The following is a 25,110-nucleotide window of genomic DNA, read 5'->3' as shown; positions in this document are numbered from 1 at the left end:
TTCGGCCCGCTGTTCTGCGGTGCTATTCTGTCCTTAAACTTTGAATACCCCATGCGATTTGGTAGCCTTCACATCGTCGACTTGCTCGTCATCTTCGCCTATCTGGCGATCGTAATTTACATCGGCCGTCGGGCCGCGGCCGCCGCCAAGAGCGAAGAGGGGTATTTCCTCGCCGGCCGCAAGCTGGGCAAGCTCTACCAGTTCTTCCTCAACTTCGGCAATGCGACCGACGCCAACGGCGCGGTGAGCACCGCCTCCCTCGTTTACCAGAAGGGCGCGTCCGGCGTGTGGCTCTCGCTGCAGACGCTGTTCATGAATCCTTACTACTGGTTCATGAATCCGTGGTTCCGCCGCGTGCGTCTGGTCACGGTGGCCGACCTCTTCGAGGATCGTTTTGGCACCCGCAGTCTGGCGCGCTTCTACGCCATCTTCCAAATCATCGCGACGGTCATCGTCATCATCGGTTTCGGCAATCTCGTCGGTTACAAGGTGACGTCGTCCCTGCTGGTGAAACCCGAAGCACGGTGGACGGCCGAGGAGCGGGTATCCGTGGAAGGCTATCAGGAGCTTCGCGCGCTGGAGGTGTCCTTCGCCGCCGGTGAGACGCTGTCGGCCGAGGACGAGTCCCGCCTCGAAGTCCTCCGCGACCTCAACAAGCGCGGTGAGCTGCGCAGCTTTGTTTCCTGGCTCGATAGCAACACCGGCAAGTGGGCCTACTACATTCTCTATTCGATCGTGGTGGGGGCATACATCGTGATGGGCGGCTTGGAGGCCGCGGCCATCAACGAAGCCTTCCAAGGCACGCTCATTGTTATCTTCTCCATCATTCTGATTCCCTTCGGCCTGTCGGCCATCGGCGGCTGGGCGCAGCTCTCCGAAAGGGTGCCTCCAGAGATGTTTAATCTCCTCGGCGGGGGAGGGGCCTCAAGTATCGGCGGATGGGAACTCTTCGGTATCTTCCTCATCTCGCTGGTGCAGATCCACGGCATCATCGGCAACATGAGTGTGTCGGGTTCGGCCAAGAACGAATACGCCGCCCGTTTTGGTGCGGTCTCCGGCACCTACGCCAAGCGCGTGATGATCATTCTCTGGGCCTTCTGCGGTCTCATTGCCATCGCCCTCTATCAGGGCGCCGACGCGCTGTCCGATCCGGATTCCGCCTGGGGCATGATGTCGCTGCAACTGCTCAAGCCCGGTTTCCTCGGTCTCATGATGGCCGGCCTGCTCGCCGCCAACATGTCGACCATCGCTTCTCAGACGATGGCGGTCTCAGCGCTCTTCACGCGCAACGTCTACGGTTATTTGGTGCCGGATGCCACCCCGACCCAGATCGTGCGCACGGGGCGCTGGGCCATCGTCGTCATCCTGGCCATCGGCGTATATGCCGCCGCCAACATGAGCGACGTCTACCAGGTCGTGCAGCTCATGCTCACCGTCAACGTGCCCTTCGGCGCGTCGGTCATGCTCATCTTCTTCTGGCGTCGCCTCACCTCCACCGCGGTGTGGGCCACCGTCATCATCTCCGCGCTGCTCAACATCGTCGTGCCGTCGCTCGTCGCGCCGCACATGGACTCCGTCGCCCGCAGCGAGACGCTCACGCAGCAGGTTGACTACAACGGCAAGCCGGTCCCGGTCTTCTTCGACACCGTGGTGCGCGAGAACCCCGAGGACATGACGTCCCCGCTCGTCGGCCAAAAGCGTCTCCACACCGAGCTCGTCATCCTCAACAAGCTCGGTCTCGACGTTGCCGCCCTCTCGCCGTCCGGCCGTAACGCCGCCCGCTTCATCTTCGACGGTCTGTTCCCCTTCCTCGTCCTGTGGATCGTGAGCCGTCTCACCAAGACTCCGGACCAACGCCGCACCGATCTCTTCTTCGGCAAGATGAAGACCCCGGTGGGCGCCACCCCGGCCCTCGAAGACGAGGCCATGGCCGAAACCGGCCGCAACCCGGGACGCTTCAACGACACCAAACTCTTTGGCCCCAACTCGGTCTGGGAGTTCACCAAGTGGGACAAGCTCGACGCCGTCGGCTTCATCGCCTGTCTTTGTGTCTCCTTCGGCATCCTCGGCGCGTTCTGGCTCCTCCTCCGCGCCGCCGCCGGCGCCTAAGTTTGTTTTCAACCACGAATTGACACGAATAACTCCGCTACCGCTGCGTTGGTCAGCAGCGGAGTTATTCCGGTGGTGTATTCATTCTCGGGCGAAACGGTAGTGAGCCATTCGTGTCCATTCGTGGTTAATTAAAACAACTGTCCCCATGTTGCCTCGCCTCCTTCTCCTCTTGTTCGTCGCGCTGCCCCTGCGCGCGGTGGATACCGCATTTCTCTTCACCTACTTCACCGGCAACGGGCAGGACGGGCTGCACCTGATGTGGAGCGACGACGGCTATACCTGGCAGCCGATCGCCGAGGGCCGCTCCGTGATGCCGCCTCGTATCGGCACCACCGAAGTGCTCATGCGCGACCCGTGCGTGGTGCAGGGACCCGACGGCACCTACCACATGGTGTGGACCTCCGGTTGGCACCAAAACATCATCGGCCACGCCTCCACCAAGGACTTCATCCATTGGACGCCCCAGCAGGCCATCCCGGTCATGGCGCATGAGCCGGAAGTGCGCAACTCGTGGGCCCCTGAGGTTGTTTACGATGACCAGGCGCAGGAGTTTGTCATTTTCTGGGCCTCCACCGTGCCCGGTCGTTTCATGGAAACCGCCGGTGCATCGGAGAGTGAGTTTAACCACCGCATGTATGCCACCACCACCAAGGACTGGCAGACCTTCACGCCCACGCGCGTGTTTTATGATCCCGGCTTCAGCGTGATCGATGCGACCCAACACAAGTTCGACGGACAGCTGTATTGGATTATCAAGGACGAGACCCGTTACCCGCCGAAGAAGCACCTGCGGGTGGCTCGCGCCGAATCCAGGCAGGGCCCGTTCGGCGAACTCGGTGAACCCTTTACGCCGGAAGGCCTGTGGGTCGAAGGCCCGACCGCTGTCACCGTTGATGGTGCGGTGTTGGTCTATTTCGACGCCTACGGCGACAAACACTACGGCGCCATGCGCTCCACCGACATGGTGCACTGGGAAAACGTCAGCGAGCGCATCAAGATGCCCTTCGAAGGCACCAAGGAGCGCGTCCGCCACGGCACGATCATCGAGGTCCCGCAGAGCCTCATCGAGCGACTGCAGACCGAGCTGAAGTAGGTTTTACAGAAGGAAACAAAGCGAACCACGCAGCCAGCCGGCTTCCCTTCGCTCTCTTTGCTACCTTCTGTTAAAAACCTCAGGCTGACGGCTCTGTTTTCCTCCGCTTGCCCGCCTCTGGCGGGCTATCTCCTGTAAAACCTACTCCTCCACGATCCGAAAGGCCGTGACGCGGGTTGTGCTGTCGACCGTGCGAAAGCCGAACCAACCGCGCAGCAGCGGCTCCGGATCAGTGATCGCGTAGATCACTTCACCGTCGCGGGTGTAGCTCACGTGACCATCGGCAGTGACCTCAAGCTCGATGGTGTAGGTGTGATCCGGCACGAGCAGGAACTCGGGCGTCTGCAGGTCATTCTGCTCCTCGAGCGGGCGGGCGCCGGTGCCGTCGTAGCGCCGAAAACGGGTCGTGCTGTTGGTATTGCCGCCGTAGCCCACGTAGTAGAGCCGCAGTTGGTCGTAGGTGGCGAACTTGCCGGTGCGACCATGGCCCTCGGCGAAGAGGTCATCGGGGTGATCGGGGTCGGTCGCCATCCAGAAGCAGTTCATGTCCGACACGCGTCCGGCCGAGGTCACCGTAATTTCATAGCGGATACGCGCCGGCGCTTCGATCGGTTCCTTCCACCAGACCGTGCAGCCGCCCTGATCGGTGATGACCAGCGTGCCGTCTTCCATCATGACGGTGCCGCCGGGTTGTTGTTCGACCACCCACTGGTCGAGGTGGCCCGGTTGAAACGTGGCCTCGGTGACAGTCGGTTCCGCCTGCACGGAGAGCAGGGCAAGCGGCAACAGGGGCAGGAGTCGAAAACGCATGCGGCCAGCGCAGCGCGCCGCGCCGGGGATGTCAGCCCGCGATTTTTTCGGACTGTCTAGCCGGGCCATTCGCGACACCGGGAAAGGTTCGTTTTCTGGTGGTGGCTCGCTCAACCTCGCGACCTCCAAACCCCGCCATGAAAGTTCGATCCCTTTGTCTGTGCTTCCTGTCGTCCCTCGGCCTGTTGCTGGCCGCCGACGAAGAGGCCCCCGCCCTCAATCCCGAGTTGCCCACGCTCTTCATCGCCGGCGACTCCACCGCCGCGCGCAACAACAACCCCAACATTCAGGGGTGGGCCGAGCCCTTCGCCGATTTTTTTGACACGGAGAAGGTCAATATTTCCAACCGCGCCCGCGGTGGTCGCTCCACCCGCACCTTCATCGCCGAGGGTCACTGGGCCAAGCTGCTCGCCGATCTGAAAGCGGGTGATGTGGTGATTATCCAGTTCGGTCACAATGACGGGAGTCCGGTCAATGAGGACGAGTCGGTGCCCGAAGAGAAACGCCGTTCGCGCGGCAGCCTGCCGGGCCTCGGATCGGAGTCTGTGGAGATCGACAATATCGTGACCGGCAAACACGAGGTCGTGCGCACCTTTGGCGCTTACATGCAGGAGATGATCGACGAGGTTATCGCGCACGACGCGACGCCCGTGTTGGCTTCACTCACGCCGCGCGACATCTGGAAAGATGGCCACACGGAGCGCGGTTCCGGCGAATATCGCACCTGGATCCGCGAGCTCGCCGCGCGGAACGAACTCGGCTTCGTCGACCTGACCCGCCTCACCACCGACGTCTGGGAGCAACTGGGCGAAACGGCCGCCAAGACCTTCTTCACCCAGGACTACGTGCACTCCAACGACGAAGGCGCCCGCTTCAACGCCGCCATGATGTTGAGCGGACTCAAAGGCCTGCGTCGCGGCAAGATCGACCGCCTCGAGGGATGGCTCAATCGCACCGGTGAAGGGGTGCCCGCCGACAGCATTGGTTGGCTGAATCTCCCGGAACCCGCCAACGCGGAACTGCCGTCCATCGTGCTTATCGGCGACTCCACCGTGCGCAACGGCGGTGGTGACGGCGCCGGCGGCCAGTGGGGCTGGGGCGAACCGCTCGCCCAGATCATCGACGCCGCCGACTACAACGTGGTTAACCGCGCCATCGGTGGCCTGAGTTCCCGCACCTTTCTCACCCAAGGCCACTGGGATCGCGCCAAGACCCTCATCAAACCCGGCGACTGGGTGCTGATGCAGTTTGGTCACAACGACGCCGCGCCGCTCACCGACAACCGTCGTGCCCGCGGCACGATCCGCACCGCCGGCGATGAGATTCAGGCCGTCTACAATCTGGTCACGTTCGCACCCGAAGTCGTGGGCACCTACGGGTCCTACCTGCGTGGATACATCAACGACATCCGCGCGCTGGGCGCGCACCCGGTGATTTGCACCTCCGTGCCGCGCAAGATTTGGGACGAGGAAACCGGATTGATCGAACGCAACGGCGGCGGCTTCCCGGCCATCGCCCGTGAAGTGGCCGAGGCTGAAAACGTGCCCTTGATCGACCTCAACGAACTCGTGGCTGTGCGCTACGACGCGATGAGCAAAGACGAGGTCGAGACCATGTTTGGCGACGAACGCACCCACACCTCCCTAGTAGGCGCTCAACTCACCGCCGAGATCGTCGCCGAGGAGCTGTCCAAGTTACTCGAAGCGAAATAAACGCAGGCGAACGTTCCGCTCCGAAAATGTAGCAGCGGCCGTCTCGGTCGCTTCGCGCTGCCTCTCGGGACCTTGCCTCACGGCCGTAGCGGCGGCTTCAGCTGCCGTCTCGCGTTGCCTCTCCGCCGCCACAGCCGGCTGAAGCCGGCACTACGCCCGTCCGACCGAACGCGGGCGACACGCCCGCGGCTACAGCGTCGCTCCGGATGTAGCAGCGGCCGTCTCGGCCGCTTCGCGCGGCCTCTCGGGACCTTGCCTCACGGCCGTAGCGGCGGCTTCAGCCGCCGTCTCGCGCTGCCTCTCCGCCGCCAATGCCGGCTGAAGCCGGCACTACGCCCGTCCAACCAAACGCGGGCGACACGCCCGCGGCTACAGCTCCGCGCTGGATGTAGCAGCGGCCGTCTCGGCCGCTCCCGCCCTGCCTCTCGGAGGTTGCCTCTCGGCCCACTTCACTTCACCGTGGTTTTGCGGCGGGTGGTGGTGGCGGCGGTCTTTTTCTTCGCGACGCGCTTCTTGGGCTCAGCCGCTTTTTCCGGTTTCTTGGAGGGCAGGGTGTGACCCTCCACCAAGAGGGCCGAGATGGTGGTGAGTGACGGTTGTGCCGGGATGCCGAGCTCGTTGTGCAGCAGTTGCGCGGTGACGAGTTCGGCGGCACGGGCGCCCAGCTGACCCGACTGCAGGTCGAGGCAGGCGCTGCCCTCGGGCGCACGCAGGGAATTGAGGCTTACGTAGCCCGTCGTTTCGGGCACCTTGGCGCCATCCTCGCGCATCCAGGCGAGCACGTCGCCGTCGTGACCAAACACCACATCGGGTTGGTAACGGTTGAACCACTCGAGAAAGTTTTTGCGGTTGAGCGACTGCACGCGCAGCGGCGGAACCTCAGCGATGTCGGGCAGGTATTTTTGCAGCGCGACAAACGCGCCTTCCCAGCGGAACTGCAGGCGCTCATCGAGGAAGATATCCATGTAGAGCCCCGGCCGACGGTAACCGCGGCGATGCACCTCGTGCAGTAGCGCGACCATGGAACGGTAGTGATCGGAGCACACGCAGTGCAGTGCCGGGCGATCGATGTAGTAGTCGGCGTAAACCGCCGTGTAGCGGTTCCAATTCAGGTCCGACAGATCGGGGAAACCGACCGCAGGCAAAATCACGAGCGCCTGAATGCCACGCGTGTGCAAAATCGTATCCAGCCGCTTGAGGTGCATGCCGTTGGGACCGACCTCGAAGCGCTCCACTTTGAAGCCGAGTTCATTGGCGCGCAGGTTGATGCCCGTCACCACCGCATCGGCATAGCGCTGGGCGTGACGCGTGCGATTGGTCGGCACAAAATCGACCGCGCCGATCACACCGCGGAAGTCCTGCCCGCCGGAGCGGCGCAACAGGGACATCACCGTGCCGGTGAGCGGATTGCGTTGGTAGCCAGCGGCGTCGGCGGCCGCGAGCACACGTTTGATCGTATCCTGTTTCACGCGTGGCGAACCACGGAGCGCGTCGGAAACGGTCGTGCGAGAGAGGCCAAGTTCCTTGGCCAGGGAGCGCAGGGTGGGGTTTGGCATGCTGACTGTCAGAAGACAGGTCGGCCGGGAAAGGGTTTCAAACATTTTCGGACTGTCCTTCCATTGTCTGTGGTCAACGGCTGTTCTGGTCGCTGACTATCCCCCCTAAACCCCCGTCGACTCATGATTCGCCAAGCCTTTGTCATGTCCGTGAATGATGGACAGGAAGCAGAGTATGAACGTCGCCACCGGCCGATCTGGCCCGAGCTTGAGGCAGTGCTCAAAGCTCACGGTGTGCACAACTACTCCATCTTTTTACTCCCCGAAACGCGCCAGCTTTTCGCGTATGCCGAGATCGAGGATGAAGCCCGTTGGAATGCCATCGCCCAAACGCCCGAATGCCAGAAGTGGTGGGCGCACATGGGCGACATCATGCCGGCCAATCCTGACAACAGCCCGGTCAGTGCGCCGCTACGCGAGGTGTTTCACCTCGACTGAAATTTCAGTGCCCGTCGGGCGGGTGCTTCGCGCCCGCCTGCTTCGTTTTTAGAAACCCGGCGGACCGTGCGGTGCCGCCTCCCTTGTTTAGATTAACCCCCCCGCTTGCTCATGAAATCCGTTACCCGTCGCGACTTCGTTCGCACCGCGGCTTTTGCCGCTGCCGCCACCAAATTTATCACCGCCGCGCGCGGTCAATCGGCCACGACGCCGGCGATGCCCGCCATGCCCACCGCATCCAAAGTCGGTGCCGCGCCCGTGCGCTGGCTCGACGGCACCGCACCCAACGCCTTCGGCGGTGCGACCTGGGGTTTGCCCTGGCCGCGCGGTCAGCACGGCGCGGATACGTCGTTCACCCTTAAGGCTCCGAATGGTGCGGCGGTGCCGGTGCAAACCTGGCCGCTCGCGACTTGGCCGGATGGTTCGCTCAAGTGGTCGGCGCATGCGGTGCCGGCGGACATTTCACTCGCCGAACATTACGAAGTGGAGCCGGGTTCTCCGGCGGCGCCGGCGCATCGCCTGACCGCGTCCGAGAGTGGTGACTCGATCACCATCGATACCGGCGTCATCACCGCGCGCATCGCGAAGTCCGGCAAGGTGCTCGTGCCCGAGTTGAGCCGCGGCGGCAAAGCCATCGCGACCAAGGGACGTCTCGTGTGCCTGCTCGAAGATCGCAGCCAGCCCGGCGTGACGCGCGACCAGGCCTTCGATGGCGTGATCGATAAAGTGACGCTGGAGCAGGACGGTCCGGTGCGGGCCGTGGTGAAGCTTGAGGGACGACACAGTGACGGTGACCGCGCGTGGTTGCCGTTTGTGTTGCGCCTGTATTTCTACGCGGGCGGCGACCGGGTGCGCGCCATGCACACCATCGTCTTCAACGGCGATCAGAACAAAGACTTCATCAAGGGCCTCGGTCTGCGTTTCGACGTGCCGATGCGCGCCAAACTCTACGACCGTCACGTGCGTTTTGCTGGTCAGGACAACGGTTTGTTCGGCGAAGCCGTTCGGGGCATCACCGGCCTGCGCCGTTACCCGGGTCCCGAGGTGGTGGCCGCGCAATACGAGGGTAAAGCCACGCCCCCGCTCAGCGAGTGGGCGGAGACGGTTTCCTCCCGACTCGACTACATCGCGGCCTACGACGAATGGACGCTTAGCCAGCCTAACGCTGACGGTTTCCAAATCCGCAAACGCACCAAGCCCGGTTACACGTGGTTGATGTCCGGGCAGGGGCAGCGCGCCGGCGGTTATGGTTATCTCGGCACGCCCCAGGGCGGTCTCGGTTTTGGTTTGCGTAACTTCTGGCAGAGCTATCCGGCGGGCTTCGCGCTCACCGGAGCGACCAGCGAAACCGCCACGGTCACGGTGTGGATGTGGTCGCCCGATGCGCCGGCGATGGACCTGCGCTCCTACCACGACGGACTCGGTCAGGACACCTACGCCAAGCAATACAACGGTGGCCTCGCCATCACCTACGAAGATTACGAGCCGGGCTTCGATACGCCCATGGGAGTCGCTCGCACCAGCGAGGTATTCCTGGATGTGTGCGCGGCCACGCCGTCACGCGAAGAGCTCACGCAACTCGCGGCGGTCACACGCGAACCGGCGGTGCTCATCACCACCCCGAAGCACCTGAATGCAGCGGGGGTTTTTGGTGGCACCGACATCTGGCGTCCGGCCGACCGTTCCACCCCGGCGCGCGCCAAGATCGAGGACAAACTCGATTGGTATTTCGACTTCTACCACGACCAGCAGGAGCAACGCCGTTGGTATGGGTATTGGAATTATGGAGACGTCATGCACACCTACGACGCCGACCGTCACGAATGGCGTTACGACGTGGGTGGCTTCGCCTGGGACAACTCCGAACTCTCGACCGACATCTGGCTGTGGCTCTCCTTCCTGCGCACCGGTCGCGCCGATCAGTTCCGCTTCGCCGAGGCGATGACGCGCCACACCGGCGAAGTCGACGTGCACCACGTGGGGCGTTTTGCGCCGCTCGGTTCCCGCCACAACGTGTTGCACTGGGGGTGCTCGGCGAAGCAGTTGCGCATCAGCACCGCGATCAATCGGCGTTACTACTACTACCTCACGGGTGACGAGCGCGTGGGTGACCTCATGCGCGAGCAGCTCGAAGCCGCGCGCACGCTGGTAAAGGTGCCGCCAACGCGCAAATTGGCCTCGGCCGATCAACCCGGCGACGTGGCGAGACCGGAGGCCAAGGGGCAGGACCGTGTGGGTCTGAGCCTGGGCACCGACTGGGGCTCGCTGGCCGGCGCCTGGTTCACCGAATACGAACGCACCGGCAGCGAGCTCATGAAGAACCGCCTGCTCACCAGCATGCGCACCATCGGTGCCCAGCCGCACGGCTTCTTCAGTATCGGCGCGACCATGCACCTCGACACCGCCGAGTTTTCCATCGCGCCGGAAGGCAGCATTGGCTTCTCCCATCTCGCCTCGGTCTTTGGTCTGGTCGAGATCTGCGCGGAGCTGATTCAGAACTTCGATGTGCCGGAGTTCCGCCAGACCTGGCTCGACTACTGCGTGCTCTACAACGCCGATCGCGAAACCCAGGAAGCCAGCCTTGGCCGCTCCAATCGTGGCAATCTCCGTCAGGGTCACGCCCGTCTCACCGCCTACGCCGCCGAGAAACTCGACCGCCAGGATCTGGCCGCGCGCGCTTGGGAAGAGTTTAAGGGCAACAACCGCTGGGAAACCTACGAGCCCGAGCGCAAACGCCTCGAGGGGCCGGAATACATCCGGCCGGTCGATGAAGCCGCCGGTGTCTCGACCAACGGCACTGCGCAGTGGGGACTCGCCGCCATCGAGTGTCTGGCGCTGGTCGGCGACACCTGGCCGGCGGAGTAGGATTAACTGACCACAGATTCCACAGAGAACACAGAGCAGGGATTCCCTGCTGTGCGCTCTGTGCCTTCTGGGGTGCATTTCTCGTTGTGAGTGCTGACGCCGTTGTTGTTCGGGACGATTCGCTGGTGCTGCCGACTTATCTGCCGGCGGCGCCCGAGCGGCAGCCCATGTTTTTGGAGAAACGGGTTTACCAAGGCTCGAGCGGAAGGGTTTACCCGCTGCCCGTCATCGATCGCATCGCCGAGAAGCCGCGACCGGTGGCGTGGCGGGCGATCACGCTGGAGAACCGTTTTCTAAAAGTCGTCATCCTGCCCGAACTCGGCGGCCGGGTGCATCGCTTGCTCGATAAAACCAATGGCTACGACGCGCTCTACCATCAGCCCGTGATCAAGCCGGCGTTGGTCGGACTCGCCGGCCCGTGGATCAGCGGTGGCATCGAGTTCAACTGGCCGCAGCATCATCGACCGTCGACCTTCCTGCCGGCCGACGTGGCCATCGAACGGCTGCCGTCCGGCGGCGTGGTGGTGTGGCTCAGCGAACACGACCCGATGACGCGCATGAAGGGCATGCACGGCGTGTGCCTGGAACCGGACCGCGCGGTGCTGGAGCTGCGTGCGCGGGTGCACAACCGCACCGAAGACACGCAGACCTTCCTGTGGTGGGCCAACGTCGCGACCGAAGTGCACGAAGCCTACCAATCGTTCTTCCCGCCGGATGTGACGATGGTGGCTGATCACGCCAAACGCGCGGTCAGTTCCTTCCCGCACTGCGGCGACCACTACTACGGCGTCGACTACGCGGCGCGCGCCCGCGACGGCGTGCCCCCGGCCGAGCTGCCGGCGAAGTATCCAATCGATGGAGACACGGCGGCGCCGGACGACTTGTCGTGGTATGCCAACATTCCCGTGCCGACCTCCTACATGGCGATGGGCTCGCGGGAGGATTTTTTTGGCGGTTACGATCACCGGGCCCGCGCCGGCCTGATGCACATCGCCGATCACCACATCGCGCCGGGCAAGAAGCAGTGGACCTGGGGCAATCACGACTTCGGTTACGCGTGGGATCGCAACCTCACCGACGCGCGCGAAGACGGATCGTATCCGCCCTACATCGAGCTCATGGCGGGCGTGTTCACCGACAACCAACCCGACTTCGCCTTCCTGCAACCGGGCGAGACCAAGGCGTGGACGCAGTATTGGTATCCGTTCCGAGAAATCGGTCCGGCCGTCGCCGCCAACACCGAGGCCGCCCTCAGCCTGCGCCGCACCGGTAACACCCTCCACCTCGGCCTCGCCACCACCCGTGACCACGCCTCGCTCAATGTTCGTATTACGAACATTGGCGGGGAAGTTGTTCATGAGGAGTTGGTTCGGGTGGGGCCGGGGCGGGCGTGGTTGGGAGCGTTGGACGATCCCGGGGCCGTGCGCGTGGAGGTGGGGGATGGGGTGTTGATTTTCGACGAGGCGCAGTCGCGTGAACCGGCTCCGCTGGAGACGGCGAGCGAACCGCCGCCGCCGAGCGAGATCGCCAGTGCCGACGAACTTTACCTGACCGGTCAACACCTTGACCAATACCGCCACGCGACGCGCGATCCGCTGCCGTATTGGCGCGAGGCGCTGCGGCGTGATGAGGGCGACGCGCGTTGCAATCTGGCGGTCGGGCGGTGGCACCTGCGACGCGGAGAGTTTGCGGAAGCCGAAACGTTTTTGCGGCGCAGCGTCGCGCGGCTCACGCGGCGCAATCCGAACCCGGCCGATGGCGAAGCGCATTATCAATTGGGTCGTTGCCTGCGTTGGGTGGGACGCGACGCGGAGGCCGAGGACGCCTTTGGCAAAGCGCAGTGGAACCGAGCGTGGGCAGTTCCGGCGCAGGTCGCGCTGGCGGAGTTGAAGGGACAGCGTGGAGATTGGGCGCGGGCGGTGTCACTACTCGAGGACGCGCGACGGCGTGATCCGGAACACCTGTGGGCACGGCTCCTGTTGGTGCTGGCGTGGCGAGAGCTCGGCCGGGGAGACGCGGCGCAACGGTTGGCGGAAGCGGTCGCGCGGGAAGATCCGTTGAGTGGACTCGCGCCGTGGTTGGCGGGCGGCGCGTTTGTGGGCGACAACCGCGTGCGCCTCGACTTTGCGACGGACTTGGCACGCGCCGGCTTGGATGGCGTGGCGCTCGCGTTGTTGAGCGGAGTCGATGCCCGGGCTCGCGACGGTTCGTTGCCGCTGGTGCATTACACTCGAGCGTGGTTGTTGGATCGGCGCGGGCTGACGGCCAAAGCGCGCACGGCTCGCCGACAGGCGCGACGGGTGAGTGATGCCGGGGGCTTCCCGGCGGAGTTGATCGACCAAACGGTGTTGCAGGCGGCGTTGGCCGCGGAGCCCACGGATGCGCGGGCGCATCGCTTGCTGGGAGGTTGGCTCTACGATCGGCGACGACACGCCGAGGCGATCACGCACTGGCGATTGGCGGTGCGACACGATCCGCGCGATGTGGTGGCGTGGCGCTGTCTGGGCATGGGTTTGTTTAACATCGTCGGCGATGGGCGTGGAGCGCGGCGGGCTTATGCGCGCGCGGTAAAACGGGCGCCGAAAGACGCGCGGTTGCTTTATGAGCAGGATCAATTGTGGGCGCGGTGTGGAGAGTCTCCGGACAAGCGGCGGCGCGTGTTGGCCAAACATCCGCAGTTGGTGCGCCGTCGGGATGATTTGAGTGTGGTGTGGGCGAGCCTTCTCAACGGTGCTGGGCGACCGGACGAGGCTCTGGCGTTTTTGCGTTCGCGGCGCTTCCAACCGTGGGAGGGTGGGGAAGGTGGCGCGCTCGGCCAGTATGTGCGGGCGCGGTTGCTGCGCGGACGCAAGGCGCTTGCGGCGGGCGAAGCCCGGGCGGCGCTGCGGGAGTTTTTGGCCGCGCGCGATATTCCGGAGAACCTGGGTGAGGCGCGTCACCTTTTGGCCAACGAAGCCGACGTGCGCTACTGGTGCGGTATGGCGGCCCGGGCCGTGGGCGACGACTCGGCCGCGCGTGAGCACTTCACTGCGGCGGCGCGGACCACGCAGGATTTCCAAGGGATGGAGGTGAAACCGTATTCGGAGCTGACCGTGTTTGCGGTGCTCGCGTGGCGGGAGCTGGGTGAAAAGGCGCGGGCCCGCGAACTTGCGTTGGGCCTGCTCGCGTATGCCCGCGAGTTGGAACGAACCCCGGCGAAGATCGACTACTTCGCCACCTCGTTGCCGACGCTATTGCTCTTCGTCGACGACCTCGATGCCCGCCAACAACAGCATGCCCGTTTGCTGCAGGCGCAGGCGCAATGGGCGCTCGGTCGCAAGGCGGCGGCGCGGCGCTTGTTGGACGGGCTGTTGTTAGCCAATCCGGACCTGGCGGCGGCGGCGGATTTTCGCGGCAGCTTCTTGGCAGAGGATTGATCTTAACAATTCGAAGGTGGCCAAGGGCTGTTCGGCGGTCCCATGGTGGGTTAACCTCAATATCGTTAACCCGTGAAATTTCATATACTTATGACAGCTGCTCTCGCACTGACCCCCTTGGTTGCCGGAGCGAACTCAGCCGCAAATTTGACCGTGGGGGAAGGTTTCGTGGATCCCCTCGGCTTCCATGACGCGACGCCGCGTTTCTCGTGGCAGCTGCCGGACGGCGTGGAGCGCCAGAGCGCTTACCACGTGCAAGTCACCGCTCCGGGCGCGACTTGGGACAGTGGTTGGGTGGAGTCGGATCAGTCGGTTTTTGTGCCCTACGGTGGCGAGCCCCTGCACTCGCGCGAGGCGGTGACGTGGCGGGTGCGTTACAAGGACCAGGACGGCGCGGAGTCGGCGTGGAGTGAGTCGGCTCGTTTTGAACTGGGCTTGCTGTCGGCGGCGGATTGGACGGCGCAGTGGATCCGACCAAGTCAGTCCACGCCGGACCGGCATGATCCGGTGGCTTCGCTGCGACGGCACTTTGCGCTGTCGAAGGACATCGTCTCGGCGCGGTTGTATGTGACCGCGCGGGGCGTGTTTGAGCTGCAACTCAACGGCCAGCCGGTCGGGCGCGATGTCTTCGCCAACGGCTGGACCTCGTATCACCACCGTTTGGATACACTGACCTATGACGTCACCGCGCAACTGCAGGCTGGCAACAATGCTTTGGCAGCGAAGCTGGGCTCCGGCTGGTATGCGGGGCGTTTGGGCTGGAAGGACAATTGGTTCATCTACGGCAAACACCCGGAGCTGTTGCTGCAACTCGAGGTGAAGCTGGCCGACGGGTCCGTTGAGACCGTCGTGTCCGATGGGGCTTGGGAGGGCACCTTTGAAGGGCCGATCGTTTCGTCCGGGTTTTACGACGGCGAGATCTGGGATGCGCGGCGTCCCGTGAGCGGGTGGGCGCCGGTGACCGCAACGCCGGAGCTGGGCGAGGCTGCCCTCACCCCCAAACCCTTCACGCCGGTGCGACCCGAGCACGAGCTCGCGGTGCAGGGCATCACGGAGCCGGAGCCGGGGCGCTATGTATTCGACCTCGGTCAGAACATGGTGGGTTGGCCGCGCCTCCGCGTGCCGATGACGCGCGACGGCACGCTCACCGTGCGCTTTGCCGAGCTGTTGAATCCGGATGGCACGCTCTACACGGAGAACTACCGGTCGGCGAAATCGACCAACGTGCTCACGGCCGCGGCGGATGGCGTGGTGGAGTGGGAGCCGACGTTTACGTTTCACGGTTTCCGCTACGTGGAGTTGTCGGGCCTGCCGGCCGGAGTGACCCCGCAGGCTGACTGGGTGACGGGCGTGGTGCTGCATTCGGCGCTGCGACCGATCGGTCATTTCACCTCTTCTCACGCGATTCTGAACCAGTTGCAGCGCAACATCGTGTGGGGACAGCGGGGCAACTTCCTCGATATTCCAACCGATTGCCCGCAGCGCGATGAGCGCCTCGGCTGGACGGGCGACGCTCAGGTGTTTTCGCCCACGGCGAGTTTTAATTACGACAGCCTCGCCTTCTGGAAGAGTTGGCTGGGCTCGATGCGCGACGACCAATTGAGCAACGGCGAAGTGCCCAGCGTGATCCCGAACATCAAGCTGCGTTCGGGCAGTCCGGGCTGGGTCGATGCAGCGACCTTTATTCCGTGGGACACCTACGTGCGCACCGGCGACGTCGAAATCCTGGCGGAGAACTTTGCCATGATGGTGGACCTCGTCGGCTGGTATCGCGGACAGACGGTCGATGGCTTGTTGCCCAACATCAAGGGCTACGGCGACTGGCTGCAGCCGCACGCGACCGAGTTGCGCGGTGATACGCCGTCGCCGTTGCTGGGTCTCGCCTTCTACGCGCGCAGCACGCAGATCGTGGCCGACGCGGCCGCCGTGCTCGGCAAGCGCGACGAGGCGCAGCGTTTCGCGGCCGAGGCCGCGGAGGTGCGGGCGACCTTTGCGGCGCATTACTTCGACGCGGCGGGGCGTTTGCAGAATGCGCCGGAGACCCAGACCGCTTGCGTGCTGGCCTTGGCATTCGACCTCCTGCCGAAGGACCTGCAGCAGGCCGCTGCGGCCAACCTCGTGCGGTTGGTGCGGGAGGCGGGGAACCACCTGCGCACCGGCTTTCTCGGCACACCGCACCTGGTGCGGGTGTTGGATGAGCAGGGGTATCCAGATCTCGCCTACACCTTGCTGCTGCAGGAAAGTTATCCGTCCTGGTTCTACTCCATCCACCAAGGCGCCACCACCATGTGGGAGCGTTGGAACAGCTACAGCCACGAGGACGGCTTTGGCGATGCGACGATGAATTCGTTCAACCACTACGCTTACGGTGCCATCGGCCAGTGGATGTATGAGCGTGTCGCCGGACTGGCTCCGGATCCGGCCCAGCCCGGCTATCGCCACTTTTACGTGCGACCCTTGATCGGCGGCGGATTGCAGTCGGCGCGGGCGGAACTCGAGACGGCTTACGGTCGCGCCGCCAGCGGTTGGCGGATCGAGGGCGACACCGTGCACTTCGACGTGGTGGTGCCGGCCAACACCTCCGCCACGTTGCAGTTACCGGATGGTCGTGCGCCGCAGCCCCTGACGCCGGGCAAGCATCATTTCACGATGCCGTGGCCGCAGCCCTGAAAAGCTAGGGCTTTCCCAGACACGCCTTAGCTCGGATCGCCCGTTCCATTGCGAGACCGGGCGATCCGAGGTTTTGGGTTTAACCTCGGGGTAGCCGAGAAAGGGGCCAACTCAGGCGGGGACCGGCGCGCAGTTGCAGCCGACCGCGGTGAAGGCCGAGGGGATCGAGGAAGAGGGAAGTGGTTCGGGCGTGGCCGGCCGACTGGTGATGGTGGCGTCGAGTCCGAGGAAATCGGCGGCGTAGCGCAGCGCCGGTTGGTAGTCGCCGTAGGCGAGCACGACGTGGGTGCCGAGCAGGCTGTCCAGCACGCGCTGGCTCGATTCGACGTGCAGGCGAATCTGGGTGTGGCAGGCCGGCAGCTTCGGCTGACGCTGCGTCAGGCCGACGTGGCAGGTGAGCGCCTGGGCGTTGACGCTGAGACGCACCGCGCTGGCGGTGAGCGCATCGGGCAACACCACCTCCGGCGAGACGCCGCGGCCACTTTCGTGATGTCGCATGAGTTGATAACCCAACTTTTCCTGGCAGGCGCAGGTCGGCGCGGTGCAGTGGGCCAGGTCGACCGTGTTGTCGGCGTGAATGATGGGATTGGCGATCCAGACAAAGTCCGCGCCGAGCGACTTGAGCAGGAAGAGGGTGAGGGCGGCGTCGAGGTCGCCTTCGCAGGCCCCGATGGCCGTGGCCGAGCTGTTGAGCGAACTGAGCGCCAGGCAACTGGTGGTATCGAGGTCGCCGATCATGGCGAAGCAGGCCATGGAAAGCCCGTCGGCGTCGTGTTGCTTGAGCAGGGTGCGCATGGCGGCGGTCACGCGGCAGGCTTTCAGGATGTCGGGCGTGTTGATGTCGATCAGACTGCTGCTGTCCTGCGCCCATATTTCGGCTTCGGCGCGGGCGGCGTCGTCACCGGTTTGGTGATACACGTCGTAAAGCGCCTCGCGATCGAGCGGGATGACCTCGGTGCCGAGACGTTGCGCGATGGTGGCGGGCTCGCGGCAGCTGTTGATCACCCAGGGCTCGGTCTCGCCGATCTTGAGCAGGCGGGCGCGGCGGAGGCGGGTGGTCGCCTGCCAGGCATCGGCGTAGGCGATGAGGTCGGAGAGGTTGTCGATCCAGCGGACGGATTTGCCGGCCAGACGACAGGCGGCGAAGAAGTCGGTATTGGCCGGGTGGGCGTTGGCGTGCATCAGCCGACCGGCGAGCGCGGGGAAGTCGGGCAGGGCCTCGGGGAGATAGGCGTTGAACAGGGCCAGGTGCGGCCGGTTGGCGGTGATGCTGCGCATCCACGGCTGCACGCCGCCGCTGAGCGCGATGACGATGCACGGATCGGTGGACGCGGCGTGGGCGGCGGTGAGATGCTGCGCTTCGTCGGCTCCCGTGACCGGTTGAAACCGCCAGCGCTCGCCTCCGGCGGCCGTCAGCGCCGACTTTACCGCGGCGAGCTGTTGGGCGCGAATGGCCTCGTCCGGCCAGTAGACCGGCGAGGCGAAAAGGAAGACATCAATGGGGTGGTTTTGGCGGAGTTGCGGGGAGTGAGACATGGAGCGGGGAGGAGTTGCCGCCAGTGTAGTCTCGACCCCGCGCAACGGAAGGCGTCACCCCTCGCCAATCGGGCGCAAAAAATGGCCGACTGGGTGACTCGCTGAAATTTCGTAACATTCAGCAATTCAGCTTAATGCAACGAATAAGGCCTGCTTGGGTTGCGGGCGTCCGCAGACGCCCGCAAAGCGGTAAGCAGAGGCCCCGCCTCAGGGGAATTTTACGTCCGGAATCGGGTGCGGCGCGATGGCGTCGTCGTAGGTGCGGGCGAGCCAGTCCTCGGGGATGGGCACGATGCAAATGTTCAGCGCGCGGCCGTCTTCGGCGAGCATGGCGGACTGGATCTGCACGCGGGTGCCGTCCGGATGGAAGGTCGGATGCACGTGGTCGCGGGCGGTGGTTTTGTGGCCGGTGGTGAGCAGGCGCATCTCGTGGGTGCGGCGATCGATCAGCCAGAGATTGCGGTCGAAGTCGTCGCCCACCGCCCAACGTCCGTCGGGGGAGGCGTGCACGTGCCAGAAACCGCTGCCGGTGCGCACCTGGCCTTCGATGAAGATCTCGTTGGTGCGCAGGTTGACGATGGCGAGGCCGGTGGGGCGCACGCGGCTGCCGGCCTTGCCCCAGTCGTCGTCGACGCCGACCTCGCGGTGGCCGATGATGGCCATGGCGACTTCGTCGGGACCGGTGATGGCCTCGTGCGTCACCCAGTCGTATTCGCTTTCGGGATACAGTTCGTGAAGGCCGGAGCCGTCGGCCTGGACCGTCCAGGTGCGTTGGGGGGATTTGCCGCCGGTTTCCCAGCAGAAGACGATTTCGCCGGCGACCCAGGGATTGGATTGAATGTGACCGACCTGGAAGGGCACGGCGACGACGGGCGAAACTTCACCGGTGGCGAGGTCCATCTTGGCCACGCCGGTGGGTCCGGCGCCCATGCCGCGAGGGCCGAAGGTGTCGGCGACCGCGGTGCCGGCCGGCAGGTAGCGGGCGGCGGCTTCACCGAGCATGCGGAAGTAAACGACGTCTTCGTTGGCATCGAGGGCGAGTTCACCGGCGCCATCGTAGTCGAGCGGGATGGTGCCGTGCACGGTGACGTAGGTTTCGGGGGCGGCGACGGTGCCGGCGGCGCTGTCGGCGAAGAGTTTGGCGAGTTCGACGGAGACGACCTCCACCGGCACGGGCGGATCGTCGCGGCGGCGGTCGCTCATGGCTTTGGTGGCGTGGTCGACGTAGCGGTTGTAGAAGAGGCGCATCGAGTTTTGGGCGATGCAGAGGGAGCCGCGGTAACCGCCGGTGGTGACCTGCACCATCTCGCCGGTCTTCTCGTTGACGGCGACGGCGTCACCGTCGGCGCGACGGGTGCGGAAGATGACCCACTCGCCGTCGGCGGTCCATTGGGGGTGAGTCGGGTAGATTTTGGAGTCACCGGCGTTGGTGGTGGTGAGGAAGGTGAGTGGCACGCCGGTGACGGGATCGGTGACGACCTTGCGTTCGGAGGGGAAGCGCTGGCCGAGCTCGGCGACGGCGGAGAGCGCGGTGGCGAGCGCGAGGGTGCAGGTGAGGAGGAGTCGAGGTTTCATGGGCAAGGGTGGAGGGGGGCGATGATGTCGGGCTTTACGTCCGACAGCGGTGGCGCGGTTTTAGATTTCGATTACGACCACGGACTTGGCCGGGAGTTCGATGACGAGTTTGCCATCGGTGACGGTGGCGCCGTCGAAGGTGGTGGGTTCCACGACGGTCGGAGCGTCGAAGGTGTTGTGGGCGGTGATCTCGGGCGCGGTGAGGATACGGCCGGTGATGGTGTCCACGTCACGACCGAGGTCGCCGAGGGTGACCGTGAGGGTCTGGCCATTGGCGGGGTCGGCGTTTGTCAGGGAAAGGTGGATACGACCGGCGTCGTCGCGGGAGGCGGAGGCGGTGACGGCGGGGATGCTCTCGTCGCCGTGGGTGTAGTCCGGCGAGAGGAGTTGGAGGGGCACGGCGGTGCCGCCTTGGTGGACCTTGAGCATCTCGAAGGCGTGGTAGGACGGCGTGAGGATCATATCGGGGCCGTCGGTCAGGATCATCGCTTGGAGGACGTTTACGGTCTGCGCGATGTTGGCCATGCTGATGCGGTCGGCGTGGTCCTGGAAGAGGTGCAGGTTGATGGCGGCGACGAGGGCGTCGCGCAGGGTGTTCTGCTGGTAAAGGATGCCCTTGGCGTCCTCGGCGTCATACCAAGTGCCCCATTCGTCGACGAGCAGGTCGACGTTTTGCTCGGGGTCGTGGGCGTCCATGATCTCGATGTGTTGCTGGAGGAGTTCCTCCATGCGCAGGGTCTGCTTGAGGGTGGCGAACCAGGCGTCCTCGGCGAAGACGGTGTCGGAGCCCTTCTTGCCCCAGTTGCCGGTGGGCAGAGTGTAGTAGTGGAGGGAGAGGCCGTCCATGCGACGGTTGCCGACCTTGGCCATCATAACCTCGGTCCAGTTGAAGTCGGAGCCGCTGGCACCGCAGGCAATTTTGAGCATGCGGGTGTCCTCCTGATGCTGCTTCACGAAGGTGGCGTAGCGGCGGTAGAGGTCGGCGTAATATTCGGGCGTCATGCTGCCGCCGCAGCCCCAGCTCTCGTTGCCGACGCCGAGGTAGCGGACGCGCCACGGTTCGTCGCGGCCGTTGGCGCGGCGCAGGCGGGCCATGGGGGAATCGGCGGCGGAGGTCAGGTATTCGACCCACTCCATCATCTCCTGCACGGTGCCGCTGCCGACGTTGGCGGAGATGTAGGCCTCGCAGCCGAGCAGTTCCACGAGGTCCATGAACTCGTGGGTGCCGAAGGCGTTGGATTCGACCACGCCGCCCCATGAGGTGTTGACGATGGTGGGGCGCTTCTCGCGCGGGCCGATGCCGTCTTTCCAATGGTATTCGTCGGCGAAGCAACCGCCCGGCCAGCGGAGGACGGGGATCTCAAGTTTGCGCAGGGCGTCGACGACGTCGTTGCGGATGCCGCGGGTGTTGGGGATGTCGGAATCGGGGCCCACCCAGATGCCGCCATAGATGCAGTTGCCGAGGTGCTCGGCGAAGTGGCCGTAGATCTCGGGGGCGATGGTGGGACCGTCCTGGTCGGGATGGAGAACGAGGGTGGCGTCGCCGGCGGTGACGGTGAATGGGGTTGCGGCGAGCGCGATGGCGGCAGACGCGAAGAGGGAGGTGAGACGGTGACGGGTCATGGCTGGGTCGGTTAGGGGAGTTCGTGCCAGGTGGTGGGGAAGGTGAGTTCGGTCTGGCGGAGTTCGGCGATGGCGTCGCGGTCGCCGAAATCGGGGAGCGCGGACGGATCGAGGAAAATGAGGGGCTGCCTGCCAGTTACGGCGCGACGTTGCAGGGGCAGGATGGCGAGACGCAGGGGCGCATGGCGGAGGGCCTCGGCGTGGCGGCGCAGGCCGATCTCGAGCGGGTTGCCGTTGTAGAAATCGTCGGTGATGACGGTGTCGCCGATCATGAGGCGGGCGACGTCGCCGACGTAGTGCAGGCGCAGGAGGGTGTTCTGGGCGGCGGGATCAAAGTCGGCGGGGAGGTCGATGCGATAGATGGCGGCGTCGGCGAAGTCGGCCGCGGTGGGCGCGGTCGCGACGGGCTGGCGGGTGGTGGCGAGGTCGATCGTGCGCAGGGGGCCGGCGGCGCGTTCGAGGGTGAACGGAAACGAGCGGAGCTTGGGGAGGCTCAGGCTGGAGCCGGTGAGGCCGTGGCGACCGGCGGCGTCGGGCGAGCGCACCGTGATGGTGAGGTGATCGAGTTCGCTCGAATGGCCGGGAGTGAGCGTGAACGGCGCTTGGTGGGCAAATTTGAAGGTCGCTGGGATGCCGGGTATCTCCACGAAGATGACCTCCTGGTGCGTGCTGCTGTGCTCGATCGCGAGCGGTTGGGCGGTGGCCCATTCGAGTTGATGTTGGTGACCGAACTGCAGGCCGAAGGGCAGGATGAAGGCCGCATCGCTGACCACGGTCAGCGGTTCGTGCGGGAAGCGCAGCGTGCTGCCATCGGCGCGGCGAATGGCGAACTGCACGTCGGTTTTGGCCGGCAGGGTGGTGCCGCGTTGGTGGTTGTTGACGAAAACGAAGCCACGTTCGCCGTCGCTGCGGACGGACCAGCGCAGGGTGGAGATATCGTGCTGACCGCTCGGGCGGACGTCGGGCAGGAATGTATCCATGCGAGCCATACTGGGCCCAAAATGGTCGAGGAAGGCATGGAGCAGGCGAAGTTGGAAATAGTGCGGGCGGGTCTGGCCGTATTGGCCGAGGGGGGCCTGGAAGTCGTAGTTGAGTTCCGGCATGTCGTTCCAGTTGGTCAGCGGGGAGTCCTGCTGCTCCATCAGGGTGGTGAGCTGGCCGGGCGGATTGGTGCCGCCGTGATACATGTAGTAGCCGGGGGAGACGGAACCGGAGCCGAGTTTGATGAGGGTGGTGGCGTAGATGTCGGCCGGATCGACGAGGATGCGGCGGTGGTAGCTGCTCATCATGCCGCCGCCGATTTCGCAGGTGAGGTAGGGGTAGTCGGCGACATCGTCGGGATCGCTGACGTCGCGACGACCGAGCGCCTCGTTGGCGATGTTGGCGTCGATGCGGAGTTTGGAGAAATGGAAACCGGACCAATAGCGGCCGGGCATGGAGGTGGTCTCGCGGTCCCAGAAACCCTCGGCGTAGACGCCGTAGAGCGGGATGATTTCACCAAAGGGCATGGGCGTGCTGAGGGCGGGCCAGCCGGTGCGGGTGTAGAGGGGCACGTCGTAACCGACGTCGATAGCGAGGCGCTTGAGGGCGAGCAGGTAGGAGGCGGGACCGCCGTATTCATTATCCAATTGCACGCCGATGATCGGGCCACCGTCTTTCCAGAGCAGGCCGCGGCATTGGGCCGCGATCTGTTCGTAGAACGTGGTTGTGCTGGCGATGAAGGCCGGGTCTTCGGAGCGCACTTGGCCGCGGGCGACGACCCAGTCGGGCAGGCCACCGTTGCGCACCTCGCCGTGGCACCACGGACCCATGCGGACGATGACCTTCAGGCCGGACGCGCCGGCGAGTTCGATGAAGCGGTGGAGGTCCTTCTGGCCGGTCCAATCCCATTGGCCCTCGATCTCCTCGTGGTGGATCCAGAAGACGTAGGTGGCGACGATGTCGATGCCGCCGGCCTTCATCTTGCGCAGCTCTTCGGCCCATTCGTTGGCCGGGTAACGGGAGAAATGAAACTCGCCCATGACGGGCGTCCAGCGGGCGCCATTGAGCAGGAGGCTTTGCGCATCAACGGTGATGGCCTGGCCGTCGGGAGCGGTGGGCGTGCCGAGGTGAAAGGCAGGCGCCGGCGCGGCCGAGCGAGTCGGCGCGGAGGTGGTAAGGGTGAGCGGAGCCGCCACGACGGTCGCAGCCGAAAGCGCGCTGGCCAGCAGGAGGTGTCGGGCGTAAAGCCCGACCCACAATGGGTTGCGGGGCGTCATGATGGGAGCAGGGTGCGGCTGAAGGTGGCGCGGCGACCGAGGATGAGGCGGTTGACGGCGAGGGCGAAGACGGCGTTGAGCAGGAGCGTGATCGCGCCGATGTGCACGAAGTGAAGTCCGCCCCAGAGCGAGGTGCCGGCCCAGTAGGTGAGCGCGCCGAAAACGAGGGTGGCGATGATGGCGCGGGCGTCGATGCCGTCGAAGGCGAGGCCGATGATGAAGACCGACAGGATCGGTATGCTGAAGACGCCGATGAGTTGTTGGATGAGTTGGATGATGCTCTCGGCGCCGATGTAGGCGGGCACGAGGGCGATGCCGAGCAGGGCAAAGAGGACGGAGGTGAGCACGCTGATCCTGGGCACGTTGGCGGTGGGGTTGAAGTAACGCAGGTGCAGGTCGCAGACGTAGAGGGCGGCGGAGCTGTTGAGGGTGGAGTTGAAGCTCGTCATGGTGGCGGCGACCATGGCGGCGGCAAAGGCGCCGGTGAGGCCGGTGGGCAGGACTTCGCTCACGATGGTGCCGTAGGTGGCGTCGCCGAGTTCGCCGTGGAGTTGGTAGGCGCAGAGGCCGGGCACCGCGATGACGATGGGCACGATGGTGGCGCGGATGACGGCGGCGGCGTAGCACCCGCGTTGGGCTTCCTTGAGGGAGGTGGCGGCGAGGGCGCGTTGGGTGATGGTCTGGTTGGTGCTCCAGTAGTAGAGCTGCCAGAGGATCATGCCGGTGAAGAGGATGGGCCAGGGCACGAGGGAAGTGCTGTCGCCGATGAGGGTGAGGCGCTCGGCGGGTACGTTGCTGAAGGACCAATCGACCCGATCGAGGGCGAGGTAGGACACGAGCAGGGCCATGCCGAAGAGGAGGACGCCGCTGTAGGTGTCGGAAATGGCGACGGCGCGGAGTCCGCCGAAGATGGCGTAGGCGGCGCCGAGGATGGCCACGCCGGTGGCGATGGCGAGGAGGGGGATTTCGAGGCCGAAGAGACTGCGGAGGAACAACGAGCTCGTGTAGAGCATCACCGGCAGAAAGACGAAGACGTTGCCGAGCAGAAAGAGGGAGGCGACGGTGGCGCGCACGTGGCGGCTGCCGTAGCGGCGTTCGAGGAGTTCGGTGACGGTGGCGCAGCCGAGGCGGTAGTAGACCGGGAGGAAGACCCAGGCGAGGAGGAGCAGGCCGAGGACGCCGAAGAGTTCCCACCAGAGGATGAGCAGCATCTGGTTGCCGTTCCAGCCGACGAGGGTGTCGGTGTTGATGTTGGTGAGGGTGAGCGACCCGGCGACGAAGACCCAGTTGAGGCTGCCGCCGGCGAGGAAGAAGTCGCGGGTATCGCCACCGTCGCGGCGGCAGTGGCGGCAATGCCACCAGGTGATCGCGCCGATGGCGGCGGTGAGGGCGAGGAAGACGGTGAGTTGGAGCACGGGAAAACGCTGAAAAGCTGAAACGCTGAAG

The 25,110-nt window shown here is 64.8% G+C and carries 14 protein-coding genes; 7 read left to right on the top strand and 7 right to left on the bottom strand.

The genetic code is table 11. The features are described 5' to 3' along the window. Positions 1–51: 51 nt before the first annotated feature. Both K1X11_RS11000 and K1X11_RS10995 read left to right on the top strand, forming a co-directional pair. Positions 52–2,109, top strand: coding sequence for a sodium:solute symporter family protein (locus K1X11_RS11000; protein WP_221033197.1), 2,058 nt, complete (start codon positions 52–54; stop codon positions 2,107–2,109). Positions 2,110–2,257: 148 nt separating this feature from the next. Further along, the gene (locus K1X11_RS10995) at positions 2,258–3,205 is read left to right on the top strand and encodes a glycoside hydrolase family 43 protein (RefSeq protein ID WP_221033198.1); all 948 of its coding nucleotides are present in this window, start codon (positions 2,258–2,260) and stop codon (positions 3,203–3,205) included. Positions 3,206–3,346: 141 nt separating this feature from the next. Here K1X11_RS10995 and K1X11_RS10990 read toward each other — a convergent pair whose 3' ends face one another. Then, positions 3,347–4,015 carry a DUF6250 domain-containing protein gene (locus tag K1X11_RS10990; protein ID WP_221033199.1) on the bottom strand — a complete coding sequence of 223 codons (669 nt, stop codon included), beginning with the start codon at positions 4,013–4,015 and terminating at the stop codon, positions 3,347–3,349. Between the two features lie 137 nt (positions 4,016–4,152). On the opposite strand from K1X11_RS10990, the gene K1X11_RS10985 reads away from it, so the two are divergent. Further along, positions 4,153–5,727: a GDSL-type esterase/lipase family protein gene (locus K1X11_RS10985; RefSeq protein WP_221033200.1), complete on the top strand. Its 1,575-nt coding sequence runs from the start codon at positions 4,153–4,155 to the stop codon at positions 5,725–5,727. A 449-nt stretch (positions 5,728–6,176) separates the two neighbouring features. Here the strand turns inward: K1X11_RS10985 and K1X11_RS10980 are convergent, their stop codons facing one another. Beyond that, a complete protein-coding gene (locus K1X11_RS10980; RefSeq protein WP_221033201.1) occupies positions 6,177–7,283 on the bottom strand; it encodes a LacI family DNA-binding transcriptional regulator in 1,107 nt (368 codons plus the stop codon). A 123-nt stretch (positions 7,284–7,406) separates the two neighbouring features. Here K1X11_RS10980 and rhaM point away from each other — a divergent pair, with 123 nt between their 5' ends. From rhaM to K1X11_RS10960, 4 genes are all read left to right on the top strand, one after another. Next, positions 7,407–7,721, top strand: coding sequence for an L-rhamnose mutarotase (gene rhaM / locus K1X11_RS10975; RefSeq protein WP_221033202.1), 315 nt, complete (start codon positions 7,407–7,409; stop codon positions 7,719–7,721). A gap of 111 nt (positions 7,722–7,832) precedes the next feature. Next, on the top strand, positions 7,833–10,586 hold the full coding sequence (locus K1X11_RS10970; RefSeq protein ID WP_221033203.1) for an exo-rhamnogalacturonan lyase family protein: 2,754 nt from the start codon (positions 7,833–7,835) through the stop codon (positions 10,584–10,586). Between the two features lie 86 nt (positions 10,587–10,672). After that, complete coding sequence (locus K1X11_RS10965) at positions 10,673–14,002, top strand: DUF5107 domain-containing protein (protein WP_324726162.1); 3,330 nt, start codon at positions 10,673–10,675, stop codon at positions 14,000–14,002. Between the two features lie 153 nt (positions 14,003–14,155). After that, positions 14,156–16,672 (top strand): family 78 glycoside hydrolase catalytic domain, encoded by a 2,517-nt coding sequence (locus tag K1X11_RS10960; RefSeq protein ID WP_221033204.1) that lies wholly within the window; start codon positions 14,156–14,158, stop codon positions 16,670–16,672. A 111-nt stretch (positions 16,673–16,783) separates the two neighbouring features. Here K1X11_RS10960 and K1X11_RS10955 read toward each other — a convergent pair whose 3' ends face one another. The 5 genes from K1X11_RS10955 to K1X11_RS10935 form a co-directional block, all read right to left on the bottom strand. After that, positions 16,784–18,208 (bottom strand): hypothetical protein, encoded by a 1,425-nt coding sequence (locus tag K1X11_RS10955; protein WP_221033205.1) that lies wholly within the window; start codon positions 18,206–18,208, stop codon positions 16,784–16,786. Positions 18,209–18,415: 207 nt separating this feature from the next. After that, on the bottom strand, positions 18,416–19,783 hold the full coding sequence (locus K1X11_RS10950; RefSeq protein ID WP_221033206.1) for a TolB-like translocation protein: 1,368 nt from the start codon (positions 19,781–19,783) through the stop codon (positions 18,416–18,418). A 60-nt stretch (positions 19,784–19,843) separates the two neighbouring features. Continuing rightward, positions 19,844–21,406: an alpha-N-arabinofuranosidase gene (locus K1X11_RS10945; protein WP_221033207.1), complete on the bottom strand. Its 1,563-nt coding sequence runs from the start codon at positions 21,404–21,406 to the stop codon at positions 19,844–19,846. A gap of 11 nt (positions 21,407–21,417) precedes the next feature. Next, positions 21,418–23,664, bottom strand: coding sequence for a beta-galactosidase (locus K1X11_RS10940; protein ID WP_221033208.1), 2,247 nt, complete (start codon positions 23,662–23,664; stop codon positions 21,418–21,420). Further along, positions 23,661–25,079 (bottom strand): sodium:solute symporter family transporter, encoded by a 1,419-nt coding sequence (locus K1X11_RS10935; RefSeq protein WP_324726161.1) that lies wholly within the window; start codon positions 25,077–25,079, stop codon positions 23,661–23,663. Before K1X11_RS10935 ends, K1X11_RS10940 begins: the two co-directional genes overlap by 4 nt. Positions 25,080–25,110 lie beyond the last annotated feature (31 nt).

The sequence above is a fragment of the Actomonas aquatica genome, from assembly GCF_019679435.2.
Lineage (GTDB): Bacteria > Verrucomicrobiota > Verrucomicrobiia > Opitutales > Opitutaceae > Actomonas > Actomonas aquatica.
This window is presented reverse-complemented; position numbering and strand designations above follow the sequence as displayed.